This is a genomic window from Barnesiella sp. An22 (genome assembly GCF_963931395.1).
Taxonomy (GTDB): domain Bacteria; phylum Bacteroidota; class Bacteroidia; order Bacteroidales; family Barnesiellaceae; genus Barnesiella; species Barnesiella merdigallinarum.
In genome coordinates this window covers 1,371,447-1,390,468 of record NZ_OZ007014.1, presented here as the reverse complement: position 1 = coordinate 1,390,468, position 19,022 = coordinate 1,371,447, and the positions used below count along the sequence as shown (strand labels likewise).

Annotated in this window: 11 protein-coding genes; 8 read left to right on the top strand and 3 right to left on the bottom strand. The window is 57.0% G+C overall.

Annotation, left to right across the window (positions count from 1 at the left end; genetic code table 11):
• Positions 1-82 precede the first annotated feature (82 nt).
• The 3 genes from ABGT88_RS05565 to ABGT88_RS05555 are packed head-to-tail and all read right to left on the bottom strand — an operon-like array spanning position 83 to position 5,732.
• The gene (locus ABGT88_RS05565) at positions 83-1,441 is read right to left on the bottom strand and encodes a TolC family protein (protein WP_346700882.1); all 1,359 of its coding nucleotides are present in this window, start codon (positions 1,439-1,441) and stop codon (positions 83-85) included.
• A gap of 26 nt (positions 1,442-1,467) precedes the next feature.
• The gene (locus ABGT88_RS05560; RefSeq protein WP_346700880.1) at positions 1,468-4,614 is read right to left on the bottom strand and encodes an efflux RND transporter permease subunit; all 3,147 of its coding nucleotides are present in this window, start codon (positions 4,612-4,614) and stop codon (positions 1,468-1,470) included.
• A complete protein-coding gene (locus tag ABGT88_RS05555) occupies positions 4,611-5,732 on the bottom strand; it encodes an efflux RND transporter periplasmic adaptor subunit (protein WP_346700878.1) in 1,122 nt (373 codons plus the stop codon). Before ABGT88_RS05555 ends, ABGT88_RS05560 begins: the two co-directional genes overlap by 4 nt.
• 217 nt (positions 5,733-5,949) lie before the next feature.
• On the opposite strand from ABGT88_RS05555, the gene ABGT88_RS05550 reads away from it, so the two are divergent.
• The 8 genes from ABGT88_RS05550 (at position 5,950) to ABGT88_RS05515 (ending at position 18,867) form a co-directional block, all read left to right on the top strand.
• Complete coding sequence (locus ABGT88_RS05550) at positions 5,950-6,960, top strand: sensor histidine kinase (RefSeq protein WP_087409444.1); 1,011 nt, start codon at positions 5,950-5,952, stop codon at positions 6,958-6,960.
• A complete protein-coding gene (locus ABGT88_RS05545) occupies positions 6,957-7,679 on the top strand; it encodes a LytTR family DNA-binding domain-containing protein (protein ID WP_258327911.1) in 723 nt (240 codons plus the stop codon). The genes ABGT88_RS05550 and ABGT88_RS05545 overlap by 4 nt, the downstream gene beginning before the upstream one ends.
• Positions 7,680-7,821: 142 nt before the next feature.
• Complete coding sequence (locus ABGT88_RS05540) at positions 7,822-9,690, top strand: alpha-L-fucosidase (protein ID WP_346700875.1); 1,869 nt, start codon at positions 7,822-7,824, stop codon at positions 9,688-9,690.
• A gap of 333 nt (positions 9,691-10,023) precedes the next feature.
• On the top strand, positions 10,024-12,312 hold the full coding sequence (locus ABGT88_RS05535) for a TonB-dependent receptor (protein WP_298663933.1): 2,289 nt from the start codon (positions 10,024-10,026) through the stop codon (positions 12,310-12,312).
• A gap of 253 nt (positions 12,313-12,565) precedes the next feature.
• Positions 12,566-14,452 (top strand): DUF4980 domain-containing protein, encoded by a 1,887-nt coding sequence (locus ABGT88_RS05530; RefSeq protein WP_087409447.1) that lies wholly within the window; start codon positions 12,566-12,568, stop codon positions 14,450-14,452.
• A 19-nt stretch (positions 14,453-14,471) separates the two neighbouring features.
• The gene (locus ABGT88_RS05525; protein ID WP_346700872.1) at positions 14,472-16,667 is read left to right on the top strand and encodes an alpha-galactosidase; all 2,196 of its coding nucleotides are present in this window, start codon (positions 14,472-14,474) and stop codon (positions 16,665-16,667) included.
• A gap of 100 nt (positions 16,668-16,767) precedes the next feature.
• Positions 16,768-17,931 (top strand): MFS transporter, encoded by a 1,164-nt coding sequence (locus ABGT88_RS05520; protein WP_087409449.1) that lies wholly within the window; start codon positions 16,768-16,770, stop codon positions 17,929-17,931.
• Positions 17,932-17,970: 39 nt separating this feature from the next.
• The gene (locus ABGT88_RS05515) at positions 17,971-18,867 is read left to right on the top strand and encodes a carbohydrate kinase (protein WP_087409450.1); all 897 of its coding nucleotides are present in this window, start codon (positions 17,971-17,973) and stop codon (positions 18,865-18,867) included.
• Positions 18,868-19,022 lie beyond the last annotated feature (155 nt).

The window sequence follows — 19,022 nt, the reverse complement described above, 5'->3', positions numbered from 1 at the left end:
ATCATAAGTAACCCTACACATAGAGGGCGCCCGACTGTGAAGCCGGACGCCCTCGCTTTTTTTTATTGCAGGATTCGATGTATCAATATCCGCCGCCCAGGGCATGATAGAGATTGATGACCCCCTGTATTTCGTCGAAGCGGTCGGAGACGGCCGAGAGCTCGGCCTCGAGCAGTGTCTGCCGGGCGGTGAGCACCTCGAGGTAGTTCTGCGAACTGTGCAGCATCAAGAGCTCGGAACTGTGCACGGCCGACTGGAGCGACGCTATCTGCTGCTGATCTATCACGAGCCGTTGCCGGGCCGTCTGCCATTGCAACAGGGCATTGTTCACTTCGGTACCGGCATCGAGCAACGACTGGCGGAAGGAGAGCAACGCCTCCTGCTGCTGTGCCTTGGCCACTTTCAGGTTGGCCACATTCTGCCCCCGGTTGAAGAGCGGCTGCACCAGCGAACCCACAGCCGTGAAGAGCCATTGCCCAGGGTTGGTGATGACGGCACCGGCCGCATTGGTCCAGCCGGCCGACCCGCTGAGGGTAATCGAGGGGTAGAAGGCGGCATAGGCCTGGTTGGTCACATAGAAGGCGGCAGCCAAGGCAGCCTCGCTCTGACGCACATCGGGGCGCCGCTGCAGCAGTTGCAGGGGCACACCCACCGACAGGGTGTCGGGGAACGACTGGGCATCGAGCGTAGAGCGCTCGATCTGCCGGGGCACATCGCCCAGCAGCGACGAGATGGAGTTTTCCATCTCGGTAATCTGCTGTTGCATCATCAGCAGCGAGGCATCGACCGCCAGCTTGCTGGCCTCGATTTGGGCCACGGCCATCTCGGTCGTCTGTCCGGCCTCTTTCAAGGCACGCATCACCCGCAGGTTCTCGGCCCACAGTTCGGCCGTCGAGCGGCTTATCTCGTATTGCTTGTCGAGCATCAACAGGGAGTAATAGCTGTTGGCAATGGTAGCCACCAACTGGGTCTGCACGGCCTGCCGGTAGGCCTCGCTCTGCTCGAGCACCGCTCTGGCTTCGCGCTTGGCGTTGGTGATGCGGCCGAAGAGGTCGATCTCCCAATCGGCCGAGGCGGCCAGGTCGTAGCTTTTGGTAGTGCTACCGCCCTCGACGCTGCGGAGGGTCCCCTGCGGGGTAAGCGATACCGATGGCAGGTAGGCCAACTTCGAAGCGGTGAGCAACGCCTGCGCCTCTTCCACCTTGAGGCGGGCGATGTTCAGGTCGGTATTATTGGCGATGCCGCTGTCGATGAGATTCTGCAACAGAGGGTCGGTAAAGAGCTCCCTCCACGAGAGGTCGGCAATCGAGGCGGAATCGGCCGAGGCGGTCGAGCGCAGGTAGAGGCTGTCGGTCTCGGCAATCGCGGGACGTTCGTACGTCCGATATTGACAACCGGCCAGGCCGGTCAACAGAAACAAACCTATAAATATCTTTTTCATATCGAATGGTGATTCAGGAAGTCGTATCATTTCTTTTCTTCTATCTTGGGCAACTTACGCTCGGGCATGAGCTTCTCCTGCAGGGTTTGGAACACGATGAAGAGCACCGGCACGATAAAAAGCAGGGCTATCGTACCGATGAGCATACCGCCCACGGTACCCACGCCAATCGAGATGTTGCCGTTGGCCCCTACGCCCGAAACGAACATCATGGGCAACATACCGAATATCATGGTGAGCGAGGTCATCAGGATAGGACGCAACCGCACCTGAGCCGCCGAGATGGCTGCCTGCGAGATGGTCATGCCGTGACGGCGACGCTCCGAGGCATACTCGGTCAAGAGGATGGCCGTCTTCGACAACAAACCGATGAGCATGATCAGACCCGTCTGCAGATAGATGTTGTTTTCGAGCCCGAACATCTTGGCAAAGAGGAAACTGCCGGCCAAACCGAAGGGTACCGAAAGAATCACCGCCAGCGGGATGAAGAGGCTCTCGTAGAGGGCACACAGAATGAGGTAGATAAAGACCACGCAGATGACAAAGACCAGCGTCGTGGTATTGCCCGTGCTGGACTCCTCGCGCGACATGCCGCCGAACTCGAAGCCATAGCCCGTAGGCAACGTCTGGGCAGCTACCTCCTTCACCGCCTGGATGGCCTGGCCCGAGCTGTAGCCCGTGGCCGGTGCACCGTTCACCTGAATGGCCGAGAAGAGGTTGAAACGGGTCAACACCTCGGAGCCGTAGATGCGGGTGAGTTTCAGGTATTGGGCGATGGGGCTCATCTCGCCCGCATCGTTGCGTACGAAGATGTTGTTGAGCGCCTCGGTGTCGAGCCGGTATTGGGGCGGAGCCTGCACCATCACGCGGTAGAGCTTGGAGAATCGGTTCATGTTCGACGCATAGTTACCGCCGATGTAGCCCGAGAGGGTGCTGAGCACGTCGGTGGGCGACACGCCGTTGCGCTTGCACAGCGCGGCATCGACCTCGACGAGGTATTGCGGGAACTTGGTATCGAACGAGGTGGTGGCCCGTCCGATTTCGGGCCGCTTGTTGAGCTCGGTAAGGAAGTTGCGGGTGTACTTCAGCAGGTCCTCAATCGTGCCGCCCTTCTGGTCCTGCACATAGACCTCAAAACCGCTGCTCACGCCATAACCCGGAATCATGGGTCGGGTGAAGGCCATGATGTCGGCACTCGAGATGAAGGCCGTGCGGCGCTGTATCTCCTCGATGATGGCATCGACGGCATCCTCTTTCTTGGGACGTTCGCTCCAGTCCTTCAACCGGATGGTGAACATACCGTTGCAGGCACCCTGCCCGCTCAGCATCGAGTTACCGGTAATGCTCGAGAGCACCTCGATTTGCGGAATCGTGCGCAGACAGCTATCGACCTGCTCGATGACCTTGCGGGTCTCGTATATGCTGTTACCCGGCGAGGTACGCACGTCGACAAAGACGGTACCCATATCTTCGTTGGGCACCAGACCGGTCTTGGTGGTCTTGAGCAGCACGAAGAATCCCACGCAGGCAATCACCAGCAGCACGCCGGCCAGCCATTTGCGCTTGATCATAAAGAATACGCCCCCTTTATACTTCATCACCAGCCGGTGGAAAGCCGTATCGAAGGCCATGTGAAAGCGCGACGAGAAGCTGAGCTTCTTGCCGTCGGCCCCGGTCTGGTGGGGTGTCATAATGAGGGCACACAGGGCCGGACTCAAGGTCAGGGCGTTGAGCAGCGAGATGGCCACGGCCGCCGCCATCGTGAGACCGAACTGCGTATAGAAGGTACCCGTGGTACCGCCGATAAAGCTCACGGGGATAAACACCGCCATGAATACAAAGGTAGTCGTAACCAGAGCCGAGGTGATGCCGTCCATGGCATCGATGGTAGCCAGGTAGGCCGACTTGTACCCCTCGTCGAACTTCGCCTGAACCGCCTCGACCACCACTATCGCATCGTCGACCACCGTACCGATAACCAGCACGAGAGCAAACAGCGTAAGCATGTTGAGGCTGAAGCCCACCAGATAGAGGAAGGCAAAGGTTCCCACCAGCGACACGATAATGGAGACGGTCGGTATAAAGGTGGATCGGAAGCTCTGCAGGAAGATATAGACCACCAGTACCACCAGCAGAATGGCCTCGATGAGGGTCTTGACCACGCTCTTGATCGAGGCGTCGAGGAAGTCCTTGGTACTCATCAGGTCGACAATCTTGATACCCTTGGGCAGGGTCTTGGAAATCTCGGCCAACGAGCGGTCTATCTCCTCGATAATCTCGTTGGCGTTCGAGCCCGAGGTTTGCGAAATCATGATGATACAGCCCGGGTGACCGTTCACCTCGCCGATGTAGTCGTAGGAACGGGTACCCAGCTCGATGGTGGCCACATCTTTCAGGCGCAATACCTCGCCACCGGGAAGCGACTTGATGACCATGTTCTCATAGTCGACCTCGTTTTCGTAACGGCCCCGGTATTTGAGCACATACTGGAAAGTGTTCTCGGCCTCGGCTCCCAACGTACCGGTAGCGGCCTCGATGTTCTGCTCGTCGAGCACGCCGGTAATGTCGGAGGGAACGAGTCCGTACTTCTTCATCTTGCTCGGGTCGAGCCAGATGCGCATGGCATACTCGTAACCGAACACATTCACCTCGCCCACGCCGGCAATACGCGACAGGCGAGGCTCGATGTTGATTTTCATATAGTTGGCCAGGAAAGCCTGGTCGAACGAATCGTCGGGACTGTAGACGGCCAGCTGCTTGATGTTACTCGTCTGGCGCTTGCGCACGTTCACACCGCTGCGGGTTACCTCGGCCGGCAGCAAACCCTGTGCCGAAGCCAGCCGGTTCTGCACGTTCACGGTAGCCATATCGGGGTCGGTACCTTGACGGAAGTAGACCGTGATACGGGCCGAGCCGTTGTTCGACGAGGTAGAGGTCATGTAGGTCATGTTCTCCACACCGTTGAGGGCCTCCTCGAGAGGCACCACCACACTCTTCTGCACCGTCTCGGCATTGGCTCCGGTATAGGAGGCCGATACGCTCACCGTAGGCGGAGCAATCTCGGGAAACTGCTCGATAGGCAATTGAGTCAAACCGATAATTCCCAGGATAAGAATCAATACCGAGATAACCCCGGCAAAGATGGGACGGTCGATAAAGGTTCTTATCTTCATAAGGCACTATCGTTTGGCTGGGTTGTAGACTGTTCTATATCGATGGCGATACCCTCGTGCAACAGACCGGCACCCTCGGCCACGATTACGTCGCCGGCCGTCAGCCCCGAGAGCACGATGTAGTTCTGCCCGTCGTCGTATTTATAGACGGTGATGGGGGCCGACTGGGTTTTGCCGTCGACCACCTTCCACACAAACACACGGTTCTGCAACTCGTAGGTAGCTGTCTTGGGTATCACGAGGCTGTTCTTGTAGACGGTAGGAATCTCTACCGAACCGCTGCCGCCGTTGCGCAACAGCCCGTCGGGGTTGGCAAAGGCGGCCCGCATGCTTACGGCACCCGTACCCTCGTCGACCGTACCGCTGATGGCGTCGACCTTTCCCGGCAGGTCATAGGTGCTGCCGTTGCTCAAGAGCAGCTTCACCTCGGGCATCAGCTCCTTAGCCTTCTGCAGCGAACCATATTGTTGAATGAGGTCGAGTATCTGGTTCTCGGTCATGGAGAAGTAGGCATAGACCTCGGCATCGTCCGAGACGGTAACCAGCGGCTCGGTAATGGAGCTGCTGACCAACGCCCCCACCCGGTAGGGAATCATGCTGGCCACGCCGTCGACGGGGCTCTTCACCTCGGTATAGGAGAGGTTGTTGCGGGCATTCACCTCCTGGGCCTTGGCTTGAGCCAAAGAGGCCTTGGCTTCGGCCAACGTGTTTTGGGCTGTTTGCAAATCGAACTCCGAGACTACCCGCTCCTTGTAAAGAGCCTCCTTGCTCTCGGCCGAGAGCTGGGCCGTAGCCAGTTGGGCTTCGGCGCTGCGCACGTTGGCTACCGCTGTCTCGAGGGCTGCCTTGTAGGGCACCTGGTCGATGATAAAGAGGGTCTGCCCCTTGCGCACGACATCGCCCTCGTCGATGCGAATCTCGGTAATGATGCCGCTCACCTGCGGCCGTACCTCTACGAACTGACGGCCGCGGAGGGTTGCCGTGTAGTCCGATGTCAATGTCTGATTCTTAGGCTCTACGGTCAGTAGCTTGTACTTTGCACCCTCGCTCGATTTCTGCTCCTTGCAAGCCACAAGCAAAGGCAAGACTGCCATAGCCAGAATGATAATCTTTTTCATTGTTGCTGTTTTATGTGATAAATACTAAATAATGCGTATGGAATAGAAAATACCTATCTTAAACCAATTCTCAAATTTATAAACTATCTCACAATATCGGAACATTTATTGATAAACGGCAAAAAAGTGATGCCTAACGGCACGGCAGATTCTTAAAAATAAACTACCTTTGTGATAACGCGAGGGGCCGCCTTCGCACCACGCAAATACCAGAGCCATGACCAACTACACACGCATCAGCATCTATATCGACTTGATTTTCAGCTTCATAATCTTGCCGCTCCTCATCATGCTGGTACCGGTAGAGAAGTGGATTATTCACCACACCTACTTCATGCTCCTGCTCATTGTCTACGTCTATCTGCTCTATTTCACCTACCGCAAGGTGAATATACCGGGGCTCATCATGCAGCGGCAGTTCAGGCTCGTCGTGCTGCTCATGGTGGTCCTCATCTTTATCACCTGGGCCATCAGCCAGATACCTATCCCGAAAGACGACTTCATCGAGTCGCCTCGCGACTGGGGCATACGCCAGCACATCCGGAGCTTGAGCGTGTGGTTTTTCTTTTTCGTCGTCACGGGGTTCAGCCTGGCCATCGAGCTGATGTTCGAGCTCTTCAAGCAGATACTCTCGAAGCAGGAAATCGAAGCCGAGAAGAACAAGGCCGAGCTGGCGCTCTACAAGGCACAGATCAACCCGCACTTCCTCTTCAACACGCTCAATGCCCTCTACGGGCTGGTGCTCACCAAATCGGACAAGACGGAGTCGGCCTTTATCCAGTTCTCCGACATCCTCAAGTACATGTACACCCAGACTACACTCGACACCATACCCATCTGCAACGAAATCGAATACATCAGGCAGTATGTCGACCTGCAGTCGCTGCGCCTCAACCGCCATACCCACATCGACTTCCACACCGAGACCGACGACGAGCAGGCCCAGATACCGCCCATGATTCTCATCACCTTTGTCGAGAATGCCTTCAAGTACGGCACCTCGTCCGATGTCGACTGCACCATCTATATCCAGATTGCCGTGAAGGAGGGGGTGTTGCACTTCGAGACCGAAAACACCATTATGAAGGAGAAGAAGGAGCCGACCCCGGCCATCGGCATCGAGAACTGCCGCAAACGGCTGGAGCTGCTCTACCCCGGCCGCTTCTCGCTCACGACCGGCCGGGAAGGCAACCAGTTTAAAACCCGACTGACTATTCAACTACAATGAAAAAAGCCACCTGCATAGCCATCGACGACGAGCCTCTGGCATTGCTCGTCATCACCCAGTTCTGCGAACGATTCGGCGGGCTGGAGCTGACCACCTTCAGCGAACCCCTCGTGGGGCTCGAGGAGATACGCCGCTGCAAGCCCGACCTGGTGTTTCTCGACATCGAGATGAACAGCATCAGCGGCCTCGACATAGCCCGCGACCTGCCCGAGGAGTGCTGTTTCATCTTCACCACGGCTCACGCCCAGTATGCCCTCAACGGCTTCGAGCTCGACGCCGTCGACTTCCTGCACAAGCCCTTTGCCTACGAGCGGTTCGAGAAGGCGGTCGAGAAGGCCATCCGCCGCATCGAGACCGAGCGCGACCGCACCCCCGACAGCATCGTGGTCAAGCAGGAATACAACAACGTGACCATCCCCACCAACGATATTCTCTATATCGAAGCGATGGAAAACTACACCAAGATTTTCCGCGAGAGCGGCGGCTACATCCTGTCGCGCACCAACATGAAGGCCCTCCAGGAGATTCTGCCCGAGGAGAGTTTCCTGCGCATACACCGCTCCTACATCGTACCGATAGACCGCGTGGAGATGTTTTCCAAAAAGAAAATCAAGCTCGCCGGGCAAGAGACACTGCTGCCCGTGGGCCGGCAGTTTGCCAACCACATCTACGACCTACTCATTGCCCGCAACTCGGGGGGCAGCCGGACCAATCTGTGACGGTTCCCTGCCCGGGTTCACCAACGACCGCCGGTGCCTCTTCGTCCCCCCTACTCGATTTTATCCGACGAAGTCTCCCCTCGCTCTGTTTTCTTTGGACAAAAACATTATCTTTGTGACCATAAACAACAAATTACCCGCAATGAAACACACCTGCATCACCGCTGCTTTGCTGGGGCTGCTGCTCATGGGCTGCCAGTCGAGCAAAACCCAGTATTACGAAAAGCATCTCGTATTTCCCGAAGGAGCCACCCTCGAACAGAAAGTCGACATGGCCTCGCGCCTGACCCCGTCGCCCCAGCAGCTGCAATGGCAGCAACTGGAGCTGACCGCCTTCCTGCACTTCGGCATCAATACCTTCACCAACAAGGAGTGGGGCGACGGCCAGGAAGACCCCCGCCTCTTCAACCCCACCCAGCTCGACGCCGAGCAATGGGCCCGCACGCTCAAGGAGGCGGGCTTCAAGATGGTCATCCTCACGGCCAAGCATCACGACGGATTCTGCCTGTGGCCCACGGCAACCACGCGCCACTCGGTAGCCTCGTCGCCCTGGAAAGAGGGTAAAGGCGATGTGGTGAAAGAGCTGAAGGAGGCTTGCGACAAATACGGTCTGAAGTTCGGTGTATACCTCTCGCCCTGGGACCGCAATGCCGAGTGCTACGGCGACTCGCCCCGCTACAACCAGCTGTTCATCCAACAGCTCACCGAGCTGCTCACCCACTACGGCGAGATTCACGAAGTGTGGTTCGACGGTGCTTGCGGCGAAGGCCCCAACGGCAAGAAACAGGTCTACGACTGGGATGCCTTCTACAAGACCATACAACGGTTGCAACCCAACGCCGTGATGGCCATCATGGGCGACGACGTGCGGTGGGTAGGCAACGAGAAGGGATTCGGCCGGGAGACCGAGTGGAGCGCCACGGCTCTCGTGCCGGGCATCTACCAGCGGGCCGACAGCGTGAACCAGGCTCTGGGACTGGCCAATAAGAGCGAAGACCTGGGCAGCCGCGAGCTGCTGGCCCGGGCCAACGAGCTATTCTGGTACCCGTCGGAGGTCGACGTCTCCATCCGTCCGGGGTGGTTCTATCACCCGGCCGAGGACAATCAGGTGAAATCGCTCGCCCGCCTCGTCGACATCTATTTCGAGTCGGTGGGCTACAACTCGGTGCTGTTGCTCAACATCCCGCCCGACACCCGGGGACTCATCCACGAGAACGATGCCCGACGGCTGCATGAACTGGGGCAGTACATCCAACGCACCTTCGCTACCGACTACAGCCTCGCCGGCAACCGCACGTTTACCGGCCGGGAGGGCGACTCGTTCGAAATCGAGATACAGGACAACGTCCCCGTCAATACCCTGATGCTGCAAGAGGACATCGAGCAGGGGCAACGCATCGAAGCCTTCACCGTAGAGGCCTCGATCGACGGCACCTGGCTCCCGATTGCCCAGGGTACCACCGTGGGCTACAAACGACTCGTGCGGTTCGACAACCTCGTGGCCGACAAACTGCGGGTGACCATCGACCGCTCGAGGGCCGACTTCTCAATCGCCCGCGTGGGTCTCTACTACGCGCAACCCATCATCGAAGCCACCGACACCGAGGGGTTGAACCTCATCGCCCCCAAGAGCTGCCGGTTGGGCAACCAGCCCGCCCCCCAGGCCATCGACGGCAACAGCACTACCGCCGCCCGTGGCGAGGGCCTCGTGCCCATCGTCGTCGACCTGGGCGAACCCAAGGCAATAACAGGATTCTGCTACACCCCCGTAGCCGAAGGCAACACCGAGGGAACCATGTTCCGCTACCACCTCTACCGCAGCAATGACGGCCAGACGTGGGAGCGCATTGTCGCAAACGGCGAGTTCAGCAACATCAAGAACAACCCCATCCCCCAGGTGGTCGCGCTGGAGAATATCCCCCAAACCCGATACCTGAAACTCGAGCCCCTCGAAGAGATCGACGGCCGAGCCCAGACCTCGGTAGCCGAGCTGGGCGTCGTGGCTCCCTGACCTCCCGACCCATCCATACATCCAACGCATACCGCAGCACCCGCTCACACCCCGTGAGACCGGGTGCTGCCGCTTTAAATGGCCCGCTCCAAGACTATTAAAAATGTTACATTCACTATCAACGAGGTTTCGTGCAACATTTTTAGGAGCTTTCGCAACATTTGTTCTATGTACCGGCGTGAACCATTTTCTATTTTTGCTCTCGCTAAGCCAAAAACAAGAACTTAACACAAATTTTATTTTTATGCTACCATGAAAAAAGGTATTGTAAATCAAATTCTACTAAAAGCAGGCACAGCCCTGTTGCTCGTGACCCTGACTTGTGGAAGCGCAATGGCACAAGAACAAGAAAAAGGAGATGCCAACCAGAGCGAAAATGCTTCTACCTCTAAAGAGGAGGGCAACCGCAATGTGATGCTCAACGCAGCCAGCGCCAACGGGCCCCGCGAAATACAAATAGGTTTACCCTCGGCCGATGTCAACGTGCTCGAAAACGGCATGCTCGTGACCTACGCCACCAACCCCCACTCCGTCAACTCGCTGTGGCGTGCCGACGCCAGCCTCAGCCATGTGGGACTTCTCAAAATCTCGGAGACGGCCATCACGACCGGTAACATCGGTTATGCCGTCAACTCCTTCACGCAACTGGGCGAAAAGGGATTCCACGGCACGCTCAACTACAAGAGCAACCACTTCGGCATGCAGGAGTTCTCGCTCAACGTCAACGGCGGCATTGGCAAAGACTGGTACTACAGCGGCAGCATCTACCAGGATTTCGACCCGGGAACCTTCAAAATCAAATCGACTCCTTTCCAGGACCGTACCCAAATCTACAAGGTAGCCCTCACCAAGAAGTACAATGACAACCGGGGCGAACTGACCGCCATCTACCACTACAGCAACAGCCACCCGGTTTACAACTATGCCACGCAATCGGCCCCCTTCATCTATGTAGGCGACGGTAGCGTGCGCGAGTTCGGCGACTTTGCCCTGGGTACCACCTCCTACCTGCCTGTCGACAACGAGATGGTATATCGCGACATGCGCACCGGCGAGGTTAAGAAGACCAACCTCTACGACGCCACCCAAAACCTGGGAAGCATGGTTACGCTGATGAACAACTACACGTGGGACAACGGACTCAACTGGAAAGCCATCGTCAAGTACGACCACTCGACCGGTTCGTGCGTGTACCAGACGCCCATGTCGCTCGACCAGAACGAAGCCGGCATCAACTACCAGTACGAAGCGGCCGACGGCAGCCTGCAACCCTACACCGGCGACTATGTGCAGAGCCGTATGTCGTGCCTCAACCGCGGTTTCATCAACTCGCTGATGTTTACCAGCGAACTCTCTCGCCAAACGGCCAACAGCACGTGGAGGCTGGGTGTGAACGAGTGGTACTACCACATCGACTATACCTCGTCGACCACCATGTATGACCAGTCGGTACCCATGGACGGCAGCTATCCCGTGCGCCTCTTCAACTCCGACTTTGCCTCATACACCGACCGCGCCTATGCCGGTAACGGATACTACTACGACTTCAACAAAAACGCTTCGGAGTATTACAAGGGATTCGAAAACAAGGTAGCCCTCTACTTCACGCACGACTGGAACATCACCGACCGGTTGAACCTCTACTACGGTGCCCGTCTCGAATACCAGGCTCTGCGCGGTGAGAACGCTGCCGTAAAGGATGCCTCCGGCAATTATGTGGGACGTTTTGCCAACTACTACCTGGGTGCTACGGCCCCCGACGGTGTGACGCTGATTGCCCCCACCAACATCGACCACGACTGGTTCAACTATGCCCTCACCGCCGCTGTCACCTACAAACTGAACAAGCAGTTCGGATTCACGGGCGACTTCACCTACATCACCCAGCACCCCAAAATCGAGAACTTCGCTCCGGCCACGCTCCCCAACGTGGGTGAGATTTCGGTACCGCTGGGCCGCGCCGGTATCTACTACAACAACAGCTGGTTGAGCCTGACTTCGCTCTTCTCCTACATCTCGAAGACCAACAACAACTCGACACTGAACCTGCAGCACAAGACCCCGGCCGGACAAACCGAGATTATGGCCGCACCGCTCAACTTCGACATACAGACGCTGGGCTGGACCACCGACGTGGTAACCACACCGTTCAAGGGCTTCGACCTGCACTTCCTCTTTACCTACCAGCAACCTACTTACAAGAAGTACGAGACTTCGGTCACCTTCTCCGACGGTTACGTGGGTAAAATCAACGCCACGGGCAACATCGTAGCCGAGATTCCGCAAATCATCATCGAGATCGACCCCAGCTACATGATTACCGACTACCTGAAGATCTGGACCAGCTTCCGCTACTTCAGCAAGACCTACGCCAACATCAACGACGCCTACTACTTCAACGGCCGCTGGGAGACCTTCGGCGGAGTAAACTGGCAGGTAAACAAGAAGCTGGCTCTGGGTTGCACCGTAGTCAACTTCCTCAACCAAACGGGAGCCAAGGGTAGTATCGCCGGTGCCGAGCTCATCGAGAAAGAGGATGCCGGGCAATATGCCGGACACGTCATGGCCGGCAGCTACATACGGCCGTTCACCGTAGAGTTTACCGCCAGTCTCAAATTCTGATACAGATTCTTCTATACATGATAAAATCATAGGTGTTTATTTTCCGGGACAGAAAGATTCAATCCAAGGACAACAGTAGAGACAAAGAGGCGTTTCGGCGAGGCTCAGGTTACAAGCCTCGCCGAGACCCCAACCCGGAACAAGGCGAGCCCACTCTGCTCGGGCTCTGAAAAAATAGGGAGAGGTAAAAAAATTGTTTTAGGTTATTATTTACAAGTACGATTTTTCAAACATTCAATAAATAAAAACGACCATGAAAATAGATTTCAGACATTCGACAAAAGTGCTGGCAACAGCAGCCGCAGTGGCCGCTCTCGCAGCTTGCCAACCGCAAAAAGGCAGTATCAGTCTCGAACACCAGGGCGATACGCTCACCATCGTTCACATCACCAATCCCTCGAAATACCTGATTCTCCCCATCCAGGAGTCTCGTCCCGAAGGTAAAGTGAAACTCGACACCGGCAGTCCTGCCGATGTAACCATGGACATCCGTCTGGCCGTAGACAGCGTAGACTACTATGTGCCTTTCGCCTTGCCCGAGGGAACCAAAGAGGCTACCGTAACTATAGGACAGGTTGCCGCCAACGCCATGTGCTGGGACAGCCTGCGTCTGGCCGACACGTTCGACACGACCAACACCGACTACTACCGCCCCGTCTATCACCACACCCCGCTCTATGGCTGGATGAACGATGCCAACGGTCTGGTATACAAAGACGGTGAGTATCATCTCTATTTCCAATACAACCCCTATGGTTCCAAATGGGGCAACATGCACTGGGGCCACTCGGTGAGCAAAGACCTCATCCACTGGGAACACCTGGCACCGGCTATCGCCCGCGATACGCTGGGTCACATCTTCTCGGGCAGCTCGGTAGTCGACCACTTCAACAGCGCCGGCTATGGCAAAGATGCCCTGATTGCCTTCTATACCTCGGCCAGCGACAAGTACGGTCAGATTCAGTGCATGGCTTACAGCACCGACAACGGCCGCACCTACACCAAATACGAGGGTAACCCCATCCTCACGCCGTTCGACGGACTGAAAGACTTCCGCGACCCGAAAGTATTCTGGTACGAACCGGCTCAGAAATGGTACATGATTGTATCGGCCGACAAGAACATGCGCTTCTACAACTCGACCGACCTGAAACACTGGGAATACCTGAGCCAGTTTGGCGAAGGCTACGGCGTACAGCCCAACCAGTTCGAATGCCCCGACTTCATCCAACTGCCTGTCGACGGCGACAAGAACCACATGAAATGGGTGATGATTGTCAACATCAACCCGGGTTGCCCCTTCGGCGGTAGCGCTACCGAATATTTCGTAGGCGAGTTTGACGGCAAAGAGTTCAAATGCGACAACGACAAGAGCGTGACCAAATGGCTCGACTTCGGTAAAGACCACTATGCTACCGTATGTTTCTCCAACACGGGCGACCGCACCATTGCCGTGCCCTGGATGAGCAACTGGCAATATGCCAACGCTACCCCCAACCTCCAGTACCGCAGCGCCAACGCCCTGCCCCGTGAGCTCTCGCTCTATACCAAGGACGGCGAAATCTACATGGCTGCCAATGCCGTGAAAGAGACCCAAGGCTTGCGCAAAGGTACCACGACCATCGCCGACATCGACCTGAAGGACGAGTATACCGTAAACCCGATGAAGACCGGACCCGAAGGTGCCTGCGAACTGGAGATGGACATCACGCCGAATAACGCCGACACCGTAGGCTTCGCTCTCCTCAACGACAAGGGCGAAAAGGTAGACATCTACCTCGACCTGAAGGGCGGCCGCATCGTCATGGACCGTACACAAAGCGGTATCACCGACCTGAGCCGCTACGGCGAAGTGACCGTACACGCCAAGGAGACCGACGACCACCGCAAGAAACTGTCGGTAAACTACGTGAACGACTTTGCGCTGGGTACCTGGGCACCCCTCTCGCTGTGCAACGGCAAGACTTACCACCTCGATGTATTCGTAGACAAATGCTCGATCGAGATTTTCGTAGACGGTGGCCGCATTGCCATGACCAACCTCGTGTTCCCCACGGCTCCTTACAGTGCACTGCGTTTCTATTCCAAGGATGGTGAAGCCCAAATCAAAAATTTGAATATATACCAACTGAGTCTGTAATTCCTATCACTCGTATTCCATGAAACACAATCTGGTTTTAGCAGCAGTTTCGCTACTTGCCATAACGACACTGAATGCCAGTGATATGAAACAGATACGCATCTCGACCGACCGCACCGACCTCGTGCTGCAAGTAGCCGAGAACGGGCGCCTCTACCAGAGCTACTTCGGCGAAAAGCTGCTCAACGAGGCCGACCTGAAGGAGCTGGGGTGGAGCGTGCACGCAGCATCGGACGGCAGTGTATGCCGCCGCGGATGGGAGGTATGCAGCGGCTCGGGTAACGAAGATTTCTTCGAACCGGCCCTGGCCATCACCCACAACGACGGCAATCCCTCGACGTGGCTCTACTACGTCTCTTCCTCGACCCATGCGGTCGAGGGGGGCGTGCAGACCGACATCGTGCTGCGCGACGACAAGTATCCCGTAGAAGTGACCCTGCACTATGTGGCTTACCCCCGCGAGAATGTCATCAAGACCTGGAGCGACATACGTCATGGGGAGAAGAATCCCATCGTGCTCTCGACCTATGCCTCGACCATGCTCTACTTCAGCCGACCGGCCTACTACCTAACCGAGTTCAGCGGCGATTGGGCCAAAGAGGCGCAGATGAGCTGCCAGCCCCTGCAATTCGGCAAGAAGGTGCTCGACACCAAGCTGGGCAGCCGGGCCGCCATGCACACCCACCCCTTCTTTGTCGTCGGGCTCGACCAGCCTGCACAGGAGCGTCAAGGCGAGGTGCTCATGGGTACGCTGGCCTGGACGGGAAACTTCCGCTTCACCTTCGAGGTGGACAACGTGGGCAACCTGCGCGTGATTCCCGGCATCAACCCTTACGCCTCGGCCTATAAGCTCAAGCGCAACGAGACCTTCACGACGCCCGAGTTCATCTTCACCCTCAGCACCGAGGGCATGGGGCAAGGCAGCCGCGACCTGCAGGCCTGGGCCCGCAACTACCAGTTGAAAGAGGGCAAGGGGCCGCGCCTCACACTGCTCAACAACTGGGAAAACACGGCCTTCGACTTCGACCAGGAGATGCTGGCCGAACTGATGCGCGAGGCCAAAGAGCTGGGCGTGGACATGTTCCTGCTCGACGACGGGTGGTTCGGCAACAAATATCCCCGCGAGAACGACCGCGCCGGACTGGGCGACTGGGAGGTGACTCACGACAAACTGCCCGGCGGTATCCCCGCCCTCACAAAGGCAGCCCGCGAGGCGGGTGTGAAATTCGGCCTGTGGATCGAGCCCGAGATGGTGAACCCCAAGAGCGAGCTCTTCGAGCGTCACCCCGAGTGGGCCATCCACTACCCCAACCGCGACACCTACTACTACCGCAACCAGCTGGTGCTCGACCTGAGCAACCCCGCCGTGCAGGAGTATGTATACGGCATCATAGACAAGCTGCTGAAGGAGAACCCCGACATCGCCTACTTCAAGTGGGACTGCAACAGCCCCATCACCAACATCTACTCGCCCTACCTCAAGGCCGACCAGGGACAACTCTACATCGACCATGTGCGGGGCATATACCGGGTGATGCAACGGGTGCACGACAACTACCCGCAGGTGGCCATGATGCTCTGCTCGGGCGGCGGTGCCCGCTGCGACTACGAGGCGTTGAAATACTTTACCGAATTTTGGTGCAGCGACAACACCGACCCCGTGGAACGTGTTTATATACAGTGGGGCTTCTCGCACTTCTTCCCGGCCAAGGCCATGTGTGCCCACGTGACGAGCTGGAACAAAGAGGCGTCGATCAAGTTCCGCACCGATGTGGCGTCGATGTGCAAGTTGGGTTTCGACCTGGGGTTGAAGGAGTTGAGTGCCGACGAACTGCTCTACTGCCAGGAGGCTGTGGCCAACTGGAAACGGTTGCAACCGGTTATTCTCGACGGCAGTCAGTATCGCCTGGTTTCGCCCTACGAGAGCAACCACATGGCCGTGAACTATGTCGGGGCCGACAGCCGCAAGGCGGTGCTCTTTGCCTATGACCTCTACCCGCGCTACCAGGAGAAGCTGCTCACCGTGAAGCTGCAGGGCCTCGACCCGCACAAGCGCTACAAGGTCGAAGAGATAAACCTCATGCCCGGTGTAGAGTCTACCCTGCCGGCCAACGGCAAAGAGCTCTCGGGCGACTATCTGATGAAGGTAGGCCTCGACGTGCTGGGTTTCACCCCCATGCGAAGCCATGTAATAGAAATTACCGCGATAGATTGATAGAAGCAAGAGGGGACGAGAGAGGTGACCGCTCTGTGTGGCGGCCCTTCTCTCTCCCTCTCTTCAGAAAACGAAACAACAATTACTCTATATAACGATTATGACAGCTAAACAACAAATAAAATACGGCCGACTTATCCCCGTCATGCTCTGCTTCTTTGCCATGGGTTTCGTCGACCTGGTAGGTATCGCCTCGAACTATGTGAAGGCCGACCTGGGCCTCACCGATTCGCAGGCCAATATCTTCCCGTCGCTCGTCTTCTTCTGGTTCCTCATCTTCTCGGTACCCACGGGCGTATTGATGAACCGCATCGGGCGGAAACGCACCGTGTTGCTGAGCCTCGTGGTGACCGCCGTCTCGCTGCTGTTGCCCCTCTTTGGCGACGGCTACGGGCTCATGCTCTGCTCCTTCTCGCTGCTGGGCATCGGCAATGCCTTGATGCAGACCTCGCTCAACCCGCTGCTGAGCAACATCATCTCGGGCGACCGTCTGGCCAGTTCGCTCACCTTCGGGCAGTTTGTCAAGGCCATCGCCTCGTTCCTGGCCCCCTATATCGCCATGTGGGGTGCCACGCAGGCCATGCCTACCTTCGGGTTGGGGTGGCGCGTGCTCTTCCCCATCTACATGGTCATTGCCATCATCGCCATCCTGTGGCTCTCGTCGACCCCCATCGATGAAGAGAAACCCGACAAGGCTTCGGGATTCCGCGAATGCCTGCGCCTGCTGGGCAAGCCCTTCATCCTGCTCTGTTTTCTGGGTATCATGTGCCACGTAGGCATCGACGTAGGTACCAACACCACGGCTCCCAAGCTGCTGATCGAGCGGGTGGGCATCACCCTCGAGGAGGCCGGCTTTGCCACCAGCCTCTACTTTATCTTCCGTACGGCCGGGTGTCTGCTGGGAACCTTTATCCTGCGTCACCTTTCGGGCCGTAAATTCCTGGCCATCAGTGTGGCCTGCATGCTGGTAGCCATGATCGGGCTGCTCTCTACCGAGTCGCTCCCCGTCATCTACGCCTGCATCGCCCTCATCGGCTTCGGCAACTCCAACGTCTTCTCCATCATCTTTGCCCAGGCTCTTACCGCCGTTCCCGACAAAAAGAACGAGGCTTCGGGACTGATGATCATGGGCCTCTTCGGCGGCACCATATTCCCGCTGCTGATGGGTGTGGCCAGCGACGCCGTGGGTCAGGCCGGTGCCATAGCCGTGATGACCGTAGGGGTTCTCTACCTGATTGTATACACCATCAAACTGAAAAAATAACTTATCGACTTATTAAATTCAAACACTAATTATAACGCCATGAACAATAACGACCATATCATCGTAGGAATGGGCGAAGCACTGTGGGACGTGCTGCCCGAAGGAAAGAAACTGGGTGGAGCTCCTGCAAACTTTGCCTATCACGTATCGCAATTCGGCTTGAACAGCCGGGTAGTAAGTGCCGTAGGCCAAGACAAGCTGGGCACCGAAATACTCGACAACTTCCGCGAGAAACGGCTGCAAGGGATTATCGAAACGGTACCCTACCCCACCGGCACCGTACAGGTTACACTCGACAACGAGGGTGTGCCTTGCTACGACATCAAAGAGGGAGTAGCCTGGGACAACATACCCTATACCGAAGAACTGGACCAACTGGCTCGCCAGACACAGGCCATCTGCTTCGGGTCGCTGGCACAGCGCAGCATCGTTTCGCGCGAGACCATAGCCCGATTCCTCGCCACCATGCCCGATACACCTGAGACGTTGAAAATCTTCGACATCAACCTGCGCCAGAGCTTCTATACCAAAGAGATTCTGTGCGACTCGTTCAGCCGCTGCAACGTGCTGAAGATAAACGACGAGGAGCTGGTAACGGTAAGCCGTCTGTTTGGCTACCCCGGCATCGACCTGCAAGACAAGTGCTGGATTCTGCTGGCCAAGTATAACCTGAAGATGCTCATCCTCACCTGCGGCGTAAACGGCAGCTATGTCTTTACCCCGGGTCATGTGTCGTTTGTAGAGACTCCCACCGTACAGGTGGCCGACACCGTAGGTGCGGGCGACTCGTTCACCGCCGCCTTTACCGCCGCCATCATCCGCGGCCGTTCGGTACGTGAGGCCCACCAGCTGGCCGTCGACACCTCGGCCTACGTGTGCACGCAGCAAGGAGCCATGCCCGTGCTGCCCGAGAGCCTCACCAGTCGGTTGGCTTAATACTACTTTTTCCTTTTATTTTGACGAGGGAGATCCTCCCGATACGAACCGGGGCGGTCGTCCTCGTCGTATAACCGTTTTTTTCTCATATCCAGTATTTAACAGGCTACCCTACGCCACTCGCGCAACAGCTGAAACCCGGCCGGGGCAACCCC